This is a genomic window from Pirellulales bacterium, assembly GCA_035939775.1.
In the GTDB taxonomy this organism is placed as follows: Bacteria; Planctomycetota; Planctomycetia; order Pirellulales; family DATAWG01; genus DASZFO01.
On sequence record DASZFO010000333.1, the window covers coordinates 1 to 10,452 of the forward strand.

Sequence of the window (10,452 nt, forward strand, 5' to 3'; positions counted from 1 at the left end):
TTCTCGCACTATCGGTGGCAATTTGTCTCTGGTCCGCCGTCGCATCGGCCGAGGTTAGACTGCCGTCAGTGATCGGGAGCAACATGGTTTTGCAGGAAGGGGCGAATTTGCCGATCTGGGGCTGGGCCGAAACAGGCGAGACGGTGACCGTCAGCATTGCGGGACAGATTGTCTCTGCCCAGGCGGGCGACGATGGCCGCTGGCAAGTTACCCTCGGCAAGCTCGCCGCCACCCCTGAAAGCACGCCTCTGGTGATGACCATCAAGGGCAGCCTCGGCGATTCGATCACACTCGAAAATGTTCTGGTCGGCGAGGTTTGGCTTTGCTCGGGCCAGTCAAACATGGAGATGGGCGTCGGCGCGGCCAAGAACGGTCAGGCGGAAGTCGCCGCCGCTAATCATCCGGGCATCCGACTCTTCTGGGTTTCCAAAGAGCGTGCCCGCCAGCCGGCCAACGACGTCGCCGCGGCGTGGGCGGTGTGCCGTCCGACAATCGTGGGCTCCGGCGGCTTCGACGGATTCTCCGCCGCCGGCTACTTCTTCGGACGCGATTTGCACAAGGAATTGAAAGTGCCCGTGGGCTTGATCTTCGCCGCGTGGAGCGGCACACCGGCCGAGGAATGGACCAGCAAGAAGGCGCTGAAGGCCGAGCCATCGCTCAAGAGCTTGGTCGGCCAGTATGAAGTCTCCACTCTCTACAACGGCATGATCGCGCCGCTGATCCCGTTCGCGATCCGCGGCGCCATTTGGTATCAGGGCGAGGCCAATGTAGGCCGCGGCGCCCAATACCAGGTGTTGCTCCCCACGCTGATTCGCAACTGGCGCAGCGATTGGGCACAGGGAGATTTCCCCTTCGGCGTCGTGCAGATCGCGCCGTTCTTCTACGGCGGCGACGGAACCGCCGAAGCCGAGATCTGGGAAGCCCAATTGAAAACGACCCAAACCGTTCCCAACACCGGCATCGCCCTGACGATGGACATCGGCGACTTGAACGAAATCCATCCCAAGAACAAGCAAGACGTCGGCCATCGGCTGGCTCTCTGGGCGCTGGCAAAGACCTACAATCGGCCGATCGTCTATTCCGGGCCGATCTATAAATCGATGACGATCGAGGGAGAGAAGATTCGCATCGCATTCGACCACGTTGGGAGCGGCCTTGTCTCGCGCGACGGCAAACCGCTCACGGAATTCATGGTCGCCGGCACCGACAAGAACTTCCTGCCGGCAGTTGCCGAGATCGATGGCCCGACCGTGGTCGTCGTTAACGACGCTGTGACCGACCCGGTCGCCGTCCGGTTTGCCTTCAGCGGGGTCGCGCAGCCGAACCTCGCCAATAAAAACGGCCTCCCCGCCGCGCCATTCCGCGCGGACAAATAGACAGCGGTCATTGCCAGATTTGTTGGGGACCGAGCGGAGGGAGCACCCATGTCGCGGCGGTGCGGACTCGCTCCGCTCTACGACGTGGCGAGCCAAGTCATCGGCACGGTCACGCCGCTGCAGTTCGCTATGAACAGCTTCTACGACCCGGCGGGGCAACAGTACCCGATGCAGATTCCGCTCGGCTTCATCTATAGCATGTATGCCCTTTCGCGAAATCTTGGCCGCTAGCAGCGGTTAAGTCGCTGGAGCAAATGGATTCTCGCAACCGGCGGCGACGAAGCCGTCGCTGTCCGCCCGATTCGCCCAGAATCCAGCCGCCCGCCTCCGGCGGCGTCAACCGTGGGACTTGAGAATCCCGCCCGGCGATGCGTCGGCCAAAGGGTGGCGGGGATTGTGGCCCGCGTATCCCTTGCTCCGGCTGCCGGCCGTTGGGGATAATGCGGGCATGCAAACCGAGCCGACCAAGGCCGAGCCGCCACAACACAAACTCCGCTGGTTCCAGTTCAGCCTGCGCTCGCTGGAAATCGGCGTCCTTGGGCGTCGTCACGCCAATGGCGATCTTGTGCGGCTCTGTCAAATTGCCGGAGCATATCGAGGTTGAGCAGTTGGCTGTTGCCGGATGAAGGAGACGGCAATGCCATCCGCGAATTTGGCCGTGACCGGCAATGCCGGCGGCAGGAACTATCGCCAATCACCGCTGAGTACGAACGCGGCCCAATAATATGGCGGCAGCGGGTCAGATTCCGGTAGCGGTTGCTGTTGTCCAGGCGCAAAGTTCAGCCCGCGCACGAGTTCCCGCTCTTTCGGCGCTTCATGGATCATCCAGCGCTGGGCCTCGCGGAGCGCCTCCAATTTCGACAACTTCTTCCGCCACAGGTTGTCGTAGAATCGGGTCATCAACATCTGAGTCGCCTTGTCGGGCACTTTCCAAAGCCCAGCCACCACCGATTTCGCCCCGGCCGTTTGAAAGGCCCGCTGAAGTCCCAACAGGCCTTCACCGCCGGCCGTTTCGCCCAGGCCTGTCTCGCACGCGGAGAGCGTGGCCAACTGCACGCCACGTAAGTCCATTTCTGCCACCTCAAGCGCCGTGAGGATCCCGTCCTCCTTGTTGTCCTCGAAGGGCCGATTGGCCCCAGCCAACACCAACCCAGAGAGCAATCCCGGATGGAAACCCACCAAGTCAATTACGTCGAACGGATCGCTGCCGGAGGGAAGATTGTGTTCAGTGGCGGCCGCCAATGCGGAGCGAAGTTCCGGTGGGGCGAAGAAGCCGTGCGTTGAAAAATGCAGAAACTCGCAATTGCGGGCGTTACGGCACACCGCGTCCTTGGTCGCCCCACCTTTCGTGAGTTCGATCGCGCCCAATCGGCCGAAGCATTTCACGAAAGTAGCTTTAATCGCGGCTGCTTCATCGCGCGTGCCCGGCAACGGCGACCAATGGAACGCTTGGCCGCCGCGCGGCGCCGTGCGATCAGCAGCGAGCAACTCGATCGCGCCGGGGTCAGCGCCAAAATCCACATCGCCGACCAACAACAGCGAGGGATGGTTGATCGGCTGATCGTTGTTCTTGTGCGGATCAGTTTTCAGGAGTTCAGGCAAGAGCCGCGGGACTGGGACAATGGCGATGGAAACGTCGTCGATCAAATAGGTCCCTGGCTGTTCTCCAGGCAGAGCGGACCATGGAAAACGGGCGGTGACCCCGTCGGGCGAAATCAACACCGTCGTGGCGGCGTTCAAATGCGGCTGTAGCTTGTTCCAGACGAGTCCCCGCAATTGCCCGCCCGGGTTCGGATCGTGGCCGCCGCGGTAATCGCCATAACTCTTCCTCCACAATTCAACCCCCGACTCGATCGGCGCAACTGGCCCCAATTCGACCCGCGCGACCGGTCCATCGGGCCGAACCACGAACGCAGCCAGCCGTTGTTCCCACGTCACGTCCGCGCCCTTTTCCTTGGCTGGGAGGCATCGAGAATATTCCAACAGATCGACAAGGATTGCGTCGGCGGGCAGGGCGCGGCGCAGGTCTTCCGGCGTTCGGCGCTGCTGGTCCAAGTGCTCGCGGAAATCACGGCTAACGCCGGCCAAGTTTTGTTCCAGCCGTTCTATTTGATCGCTCAGTTTGGCCAATCGGCGGCGATGCGCCTCTTCTTGGCCCGGTCTCGGGACACTCAACGACAAATTGGCCAGGTCACGGCTGGTCTGTTCCAATTCATCGAGATACCGCGCCGCTGGCTGCGAGTCGCCCTTGCCGACGGATTGACGTAGGCAATGGATCGCCTGCTGACGGGCCGATACGGCGCCCTTCCAGGCCAGCACTTCCGAGTACACCGAATCGGCTGATAGTTGGGCGTCGGCGGCGAGCGAGAGAAAGTTTCCCAAATTGCACCGCATCATCTCGGCCATTCGCAGTTGTTCTCGTTCGGATTGGATTCCGGCCGTAACGTCTAACTGCTTTCGGGCAATTTGGAGCGCCTTCAGCATCAGCGGCGCGGCACCGGTGGAATCGCCCATCGACCTGCGGAGCACGGCCAGATTATTAAGGAATAGGGCGTAATCCGGATCATCTTCTCCGACCGCTCTCTTGCGGATGTCCAGCGCCTGTCGATAGAGTGGCTCTGCCTTGCCGTACTCCCCGATCGAATTGTAAAACGTCGCCAGGTTATTCAGCCCCAGGGCATAATCAGGGTGGCCTTCTCCCAGCGCTGCCTTTTTGACGTCAAGCGCTTGGCGATATGCTGACTCGGCCTGGTCGCGGTCCTTCATCGACTCGTAGAGCCGCGCCATATTGTTCAGGCATTTGGCATAGAGGGGATGCTTCTCGCCCAGCGTAGCCTTGATGATCTTGAGCGCCTGCCGATATAGCGGCTCCGCCCTCGTCAAATCGTGCATCGAGTAATAGACGAAGGCCAGTTTGAACAGGCACCTGCCATAGTCGGGATGATTTTCTCCCAACACGGCCTTCGTGACCTCCGCTGCCTGCCGACAAAGCGGCTCCGCCCTCGCATAGTCCCCCGTCAAGGCGTACAGCATTGCCAGGTTATTGAGAACCGTCGCGAATTCGGGGCTCCGGTCCCCAAGCGCCTGCCTATGAATCTCAAGTGACTGCCGAAGAAGTGGCTCCGCTTTCGCATAGTCGCCTTTCTCAATGCTGAGCCCGGCCAGGTTGTTCAAGCTCCTAGCGAACTCGACGTCGTGTTCTCCGTTCACGGTTTTACGAATTGCGAGCGCTCGGCGGTACATGGGCTCCGCTTTCGCGTAATCGCCGGCCGACGCGTACTCCAAGCCCAGGCTGTCCATGATTTGGGCACCGCCGGGATCCGTATCACCGAGAATCCGTTCGTGGATTTCGAGTGATTGTCGAGTGGGTTCAATCGCATCGCCAAATCTCCCCTCGTCATAGAGTTTGAGACCGCCATCGTACAACGCTTTGGCTTCGTAGAGCTGCCGCAGCTCGTCAGCGGTGAACTTCCTCTGTGCCGCTGGCTCGTCCGCACGGGACGATGGGGCACTTGCCGTTATGGCGAGCAGGACGAACGTGCTCCGCACAACGGCGCGGCGGAAACTGCGGCATGCGTTAGACCGATCGTCGACCCACATTCCCGACTCCACAGGCAATGATTCCTCAATGACCGTAATCGACTTTCCGCCATGCGTCCGAGTATACTGCTGAACGGGTGCATCGCAAGTTTTTACGACGAGTCGGCTCGTGTTTTCGCACGCACGTCCAAATGAGGCGATGGATCTGACCGCGGCGGCAAAAGGTGGAACTCTGCCGAGTCCAGCCTGTCGACGTTGAGCAGCCGGAGTCCGAAGCCGGCACCGGCAAACGATGATGGTCAGCGTGTCGGCTTGGCATTGCTTGAGGCAGACGGTCGGGTAATCTCCGATCCCAAGACCGACCGCCGATGCGCTTTTCGGACGCGCCGGACGAATCGGACGCAGTTTTGCGGACCAGCCATCATGGCTGAGGGGTTTTCCGGCGGTTTAGGACCGCTTGCTCCGGCTACCCGCGGTCGGGGATTACGCGGCTATGCAAACCGATCCGCCAAAGCTGATTCGCCGAAGCGCCAACGCCGCTGATTTCGATTCAGCAGACGCTCGCTGATGATCGTCGTCACGCTGATGGCGATCCCGCTCGGCTAGCCGACCTTGGTGACGGCCCAGAGTGCGTCGAAGAGCGTTCGCCCGATTCAGAACGGAAGACGTTCTCCTGCCGCAATCGGGCCTGGCCGAGACCCCGTTATATTTGTCGGCAACTGTAGTAGAATGGCGATCTCTATGATCCTTTTTGAGACTTACCCGATGCAACGCACGATCTTGTTGATGTTCTGTTTCGTGCCGATCGCGTTTTTAGGGGCGGAGCCGGCAAGAGAACCGTCGCTGATCGCGAAGCCCGAGGCCTTTGAGAGCTTGCTTCATCCGAGCTGCTCGCACTGTCTTATTGAGGCCGAGCGACGCAAGGACGAGTTACGCTCAGACGACCGCGTGCTCTGCTGGATCCGTGTGCAGGCCGACGGGTACATCAACGACGGCGCTATACCCTTGCGGTTCTTCCTTAGCGCGCATCGGATTCTCGACGACGGTTGGGGGCTGTTCGTCTACGATCCGGACGCCGGCTTCGCCCGCGGATTTGAGCCGGGGGGCGGACCATTTCGGTTCCACGGCTGGCGGAACGGCGTCATGGTGATCAAAAGCGGAGATGGCACCCTCTATTCGAGCCTTTCCGGCATTGCTTTCGACGGCCCGAACAAAGGCGCCCGCCTTCAGCCGGAGCCGTCTTTGGTGACCGAATGGGGGTTCTGGCAGAAACGATATCCGCAGGCAGTCGCATTTACGATGGTTGACAAGTTTAAGCCCGTCGAGCTGCCGACCGAGGTGAGCAACGACTCGCGCCAAAGCCGCGGCCTCACCGACGCGCGAATGCCGGCCGAGACGATGGTGCTCGGCGTTTGGGATGGGAAAAGCGCACGCGCTTATCGGCTCGACGACCTCGAAAAAGTCGGCGTGGTGCATGATACGGTCCGTGGCCAACCGCGGCTGGTCCTTTGGTGCGGCCCGACGAAAACCGCAGCCGCATACCGTCAGCCCTGGGGGACATCCGGCTTGACGGGTGACGCCGGATGGATCTTCAGCGTTGACCGAGACGAACCAGAGGCGCCGTTCGTTGATAAACGACTCGGCCGGCACTGGGACATCACCGGCCGACCTCGCGACGGCGGCCCAACGCTCGTCTGGATGGACAGCGTTCAGGTCAAATGGTTCGCCTGGGCGGCCGAGTATCCCGAGACGTCGATTTACACCAAGTAGTGCGGCCATGCAGATCGAACAGCGCAAAGCCGAGCCGCCGAAACCCAAACGCCGCTGGTTCCAGTACAGCCTGCGGACGCTTCTCGTGGTCGTCACGGTCCTAATTGTCTTTATTCTGCAAACTGTGTTCTTCGTCTATGCGGGCCGGCAGGCATTGATTGTCAGAGAGCGGAAGCGACTGCTGTCGGTATGTCCGGTTTTTGCGTTTGAAGAGGCCCCGCTCGGTTCTAGAGAGAATCAAAACATCTCCGTGATTCGCCGATGGCTCGGCGATAAAGCAGTTCTGATCCTGGATCTTGCCGATTCCGCAACTGACGACCAAGTTAAGCAATGCCTGGACGCGTTTCCTGAAGTGGAAGTCAATGCGCCATTGAAGTGAAACCAACCCTAACCCGGCGCACGACTTTTACCCGCGAGCCGACGACCACCTCGCTTTTCACCTACTATCGGCCCCAGGTTTCCCTTGCTCCGGTTGTCCGCGGTCGCGAATAATGCGGCCATGAAACGTCGCTTTCAATTCAGCCTCCAGACGCTGATGATATACGTGACGCTGCTGACCGTGGTCTGCGGCTACCTGGGCTGGCACGCAAGGATTGCGCCGAATTGGCTGGCGACGGTCGCAACGATGAAGAGTTCGGATGGCGGCGATCTTGTTGGTCTCTATTCGGCGCTGAGATCAAGGTATTTCTAGAGTACGCCGTTTACAAAGACCGTTAGGGTCGCCGCCAGGAAGAGGATCTGGAAGAGTGTCCGTATCGGCAGCGGCGTTACGGGCCGACCGTCGATGTTGAGGCCGTGGCGACCGTCGCAATGAGCCGCGAGAATCGCCGGAATCTGGAAGCGTCGGCCCGGCGTCGTGATTAAAGTGTGTTAGAGCTACGGGCCGCGCGAAAGCTCATTTCCGGGCGGCGGCCTGACGTGGCCCTGATCTTTGCTTGACGCGGCATCCAGATGTCTTTCTCTGCCAATTCATTCCTTTATCAGATCAATACGCGGGCTTGGTTGCACGAGCTGTCGCTACGGCTTGGTCGGCGGGCGACGTTAGACGATGTTCCCGACGCCGAACTCGATCGGATCACGGCGTGCGGCTTCGACTGGATTTGGCTGTTGGGCGTTTGGCAAACGGGCGCGGCCAGCCGAGAAATCTCCCGGCGAATGCCGCTGTGGAGGGCCGAGTTCATAAGGACGCTGCCCGATTTGACGGACGACGATATCTGCGGGTCGCCGTTTGCCATTGTCGACTACACGGCGCATCTTGATTTTGGTGGCAATCAGGCACTGGCGAGCTTTCGCCGTCGGCTGGCCGAACGTAGCATTCAGTTGATGCTCGATTTCGTGCCGAATCACACGGCGCTCGACCACGATTGGATCGAGTCGCATCCCGAATTCTATATCACCGGCACTGATGACGACTTGGCTCGCGAGCCGACGAATTATTGCCGCTTGGCGACGCCGTCGGGTCCGCGCGTGTTTGCGTTCGGTCGAGACCCGAACTATCCGGGTTGGCCCGACGTGCTTCAGTTGAACTATCGCCATCCGGGCGTGCGGGCGGCGATGGCCGAGCAGCTTTTGAACGTGGCAGCGAAATGCGACGGCGTGCGATGCGACATGGCGATGCTGATCCTGCCCGATGTGTTCTTGCGGACATGGGGCGAGCGTTCGCTCCCGGCCGGGGGCGGCCAACCGGTTGATTCCCCGTTTTGGCCCGAGGCGATCGCACAAGTACGGAAGGCGATTCCGCAATTCATGTTCATGGCCGAGGTGTATTGGGACTTGGAATGGTTGCTTCAGCAGCAAGGCTTCGACTACACGTACGACAAGCGTCTCTACGACCGACTGCACAGCGGCGACGCGGCCGGAGTGCGCGCTCATCTGCAAGCCAATCTCGATTTCCAACGCAAATCCGTTCGCTTTTTGGAAAACCACGATGAACCGCGGGCCGCGACTGCTTTTTCATGGCCAATTCATCAGGCCGCCGCAATGATCGCGTTTTTCGTTCCCGGCCTGCGCTTCCTGCATGAAGGACAGTCCGACGCTTGCCGGATCAGACTCTCGATGCACCTGGGCCGCCGGCCCGTCGAAGTGGACGATGCGACGACGCAGGTGTTCTATCGGCGATTGACCGCCTGTCTCACGCGAGACGAAGTGCGCGACGGTCAATGGCAACTGCTTGACTGCCGTTCGGCCTGGGAAGGCAATCCGACCGCTCGCCAATTCATCGCGTTTAGTTGGACGGGACCCGGCGAAAAGCGGCTGCTGGTAGCCATAAACTACGGCCCGACGCAAGGTCAGTGTTTTGTCGCGCTCGGCCGGCCCGATCTCGGCGGCAAGCAGATTCTATTCGCGGATCTGATGAGCGCGGCGAGTTATCAGCGCAATGGAAATGATCTCGTCGCGCACGGCCTTTATTTGGATCTGCCCGCCTGGGGCTACCATGCCTTCCTCGTTGAGCTGCAGAAAATGTAGGACGCGCCGCCGAACGGAGATGACTAAAGGCCGCAGAACCGTCGAGAGGCGCCAGCGATCGTGTTGGTTGTCGCCGGCGAGTGGCTCTATCGCCGGGGCCATCGCGCCGGTTCTGTTGGACAACGCGAATTATCTCACGCCGAACGAAGCCGAGACGGCCCAATTGACCGGCACGGTTGTCAACGATGAGATTTCTGTACGCAGTGCAGCCGAGCAGTTGCTGGTCGCCGGGGCGAAGCATGTCATCGTTAGGTGCCCAGGGCGCGCTGCTGGCCGGCCCAGACGGCATGGCGTTCGTCCAGACCGTGCCGGTGGATAGACCGGGTTCAATTCCCGGACTGACCTCTGCGGAGCAGGAAATGGGCTGCTGGTCCGACGGGACGACGCTTGGTTTGCACCCAGGAAATCGGGGTTCGACTCCCCGGCGGTCCATTGCGAAAGAACGAGCTTATGGTCCAACGGGACGACGCCAGGCTTGCAGTCTGGAGATCTCGGTTCGATTCCGAGTGGGTCCACTGAAAGGAAGAGACGGAAGGTAGCCGGATACGGTTTGCCGGGCCGCTCTGCTAAGGCGGTTCCGCCTCGGCGGATGAGGGTTCGACTCCGCCCAGACACCCCTGAGGTGGAAAGGAAGTGGATCATGACCAAGGTACTCGATCGGCCAACGCTGGTCCTCAACCGCAACTGGCAGCCGGTGAACGTGGCGAGCGTCGCCCGGGCGCTGGTGCTGGTGTGGAACGACTCGGCACGGGTTGTCGATCCGGACGATTACCGGCTCTACACCTGGGCCGATTGGTCGACGATCGCACCGTGCGAGGGCGACCTGTTCATCCGGGCAGTGCGCCAGCGGCTGCGGGTGCCGGAGGTGATCGCGCTGGCCGGCTACGACCGGCTGCCGAGTGCCGCCGTCAGCTTCAGCCGTCGCAATATCTTCAAGCGGGACCATTACGCTTGCCAGTATTGTGGCGCCCAACCGGGAAGCGAAGAGCTTTCGCTCGACCACGTCGTGCCGCGCTCGCGGGGCGGCCAGTCGAGTTGGGAGAACTGCGTGCTGGCTTGCATCGCCTGCAACAAGCGGAAGGCCGATCGGATGCCGCAGCAGGCGGGGATGAAGCTCCGCAAGCTGCCAGTCCGGCCTACCTGGAAGCCGATGTATGCACGCGACAGCGCGCGGATCGAAAGCTGGTCGCGGTTTGTGAGCGAGGCGTACTGGAATGTCACGCTGGAAAAATGAGCCTTGCGAGTGTGCCGGATCAGCACGGCAGTCCTCGAAACCTTGCTTTTGCTACCGCCCTGCGCT

9 protein-coding genes and 2 tRNA genes are annotated in these 10,452 nt (G+C 60.8%); 10 read left to right on the forward strand and 1 reads right to left on the reverse strand.

Annotated features, from left to right (window positions below; translation table 11 throughout):
* From VGY55_21190 to VGY55_21200, 3 genes are all read left to right on the forward strand, one after another.
* Positions 1–1,376: sialate O-acetylesterase (locus tag VGY55_21190; GenBank protein HEV2972501.1), on the forward strand; the 1,376-nt coding region annotated here is incomplete at its 5' end.
* A gap of 48 nt (positions 1,377–1,424) precedes the next feature.
* Positions 1,425–1,607 carry a hypothetical protein gene (locus VGY55_21195; protein HEV2972502.1) on the forward strand — a complete coding sequence of 61 codons (183 nt, stop codon included), beginning with the start codon at positions 1,425–1,427 and terminating at the stop codon, positions 1,605–1,607.
* 217 nt (positions 1,608–1,824) lie between these two features.
* Entirely contained in the window at positions 1,825–1,980 is a 156-nt protein-coding gene (locus VGY55_21200; GenBank protein ID HEV2972503.1) for a hypothetical protein, read from the forward strand.
* An 80-nt stretch (positions 1,981–2,060) separates the two neighbouring features.
* Here VGY55_21200 and VGY55_21205 read toward each other — a convergent pair whose 3' ends face one another.
* Complete coding sequence (locus VGY55_21205) at positions 2,061–4,976, reverse strand: CHAT domain-containing tetratricopeptide repeat protein (protein ID HEV2972504.1); 2,916 nt, start codon at positions 4,974–4,976, stop codon at positions 2,061–2,063.
* 705 nt (positions 4,977–5,681) lie between these two features.
* On the opposite strand from VGY55_21205, the gene VGY55_21210 reads away from it, so the two are divergent.
* From VGY55_21210 to VGY55_21240, 7 genes are all read left to right on the forward strand, one after another.
* Complete coding sequence (locus VGY55_21210; GenBank protein ID HEV2972505.1) at positions 5,682–6,686, forward strand: DUF3179 domain-containing (seleno)protein; 1,005 nt, start codon at positions 5,682–5,684, stop codon at positions 6,684–6,686.
* Positions 6,687–6,693: 7 nt separating this feature from the next.
* Entirely contained in the window at positions 6,694–7,065 is a 372-nt protein-coding gene (locus VGY55_21215; GenBank protein HEV2972506.1) for a hypothetical protein, read from the forward strand.
* Between the two features lie 120 nt (positions 7,066–7,185).
* The gene (locus VGY55_21220) at positions 7,186–7,377 is read left to right on the forward strand and encodes a hypothetical protein (protein ID HEV2972507.1); all 192 of its coding nucleotides are present in this window, start codon (positions 7,186–7,188) and stop codon (positions 7,375–7,377) included.
* A gap of 260 nt (positions 7,378–7,637) precedes the next feature.
* Positions 7,638–9,152, forward strand: a complete 1,515-nt coding sequence (locus VGY55_21225; GenBank protein HEV2972508.1) for an alpha-amylase family glycosyl hydrolase — start codon at positions 7,638–7,640, stop codon at positions 9,150–9,152.
* Between the two features lie 361 nt (positions 9,153–9,513).
* Positions 9,514–9,584: transfer RNA gene (locus VGY55_21230), tRNA-Ala, on the forward strand.
* Positions 9,585–9,596: 12 nt separating this feature from the next.
* Positions 9,597–9,667 (forward strand) — tRNA-Ala (locus VGY55_21235).
* A gap of 125 nt (positions 9,668–9,792) precedes the next feature.
* Positions 9,793–10,386, forward strand: a complete 594-nt coding sequence (locus tag VGY55_21240; protein ID HEV2972509.1) for an HNH endonuclease — start codon at positions 9,793–9,795, stop codon at positions 10,384–10,386.
* Positions 10,387–10,452: the final 66 nt, after the last annotated feature.

Coding starts and splice junctions, on each gene's coding strand:
- VGY55_21195 (HEV2972502.1), top strand. CDS start 1,425: ATGTCGCGGCGGTGCGGACTCGCTCCGCTCTACGACGTGGCGAGCCAA.
- VGY55_21200 (HEV2972503.1), top strand. CDS start 1,825: ATGCAAACCGAGCCGACCAAGGCCGAGCCGCCACAACACAAACTCCGC.
- VGY55_21205 (HEV2972504.1), bottom strand. CDS start 4,976: ATGTGGGTCGACGATCGGTCTAACGCATGCCGCAGTTTCCGCCGCGCC.
- VGY55_21210 (HEV2972505.1), top strand. CDS start 5,682: ATGCAACGCACGATCTTGTTGATGTTCTGTTTCGTGCCGATCGCGTTT.
- VGY55_21215 (HEV2972506.1), top strand. CDS start 6,694: ATGCAGATCGAACAGCGCAAAGCCGAGCCGCCGAAACCCAAACGCCGC.
- VGY55_21220 (HEV2972507.1), top strand. CDS start 7,186: ATGAAACGTCGCTTTCAATTCAGCCTCCAGACGCTGATGATATACGTG.
- VGY55_21225 (HEV2972508.1), top strand. CDS start 7,638: ATGTCTTTCTCTGCCAATTCATTCCTTTATCAGATCAATACGCGGGCT.
- VGY55_21240 (HEV2972509.1), top strand. CDS start 9,793: ATGACCAAGGTACTCGATCGGCCAACGCTGGTCCTCAACCGCAACTGG.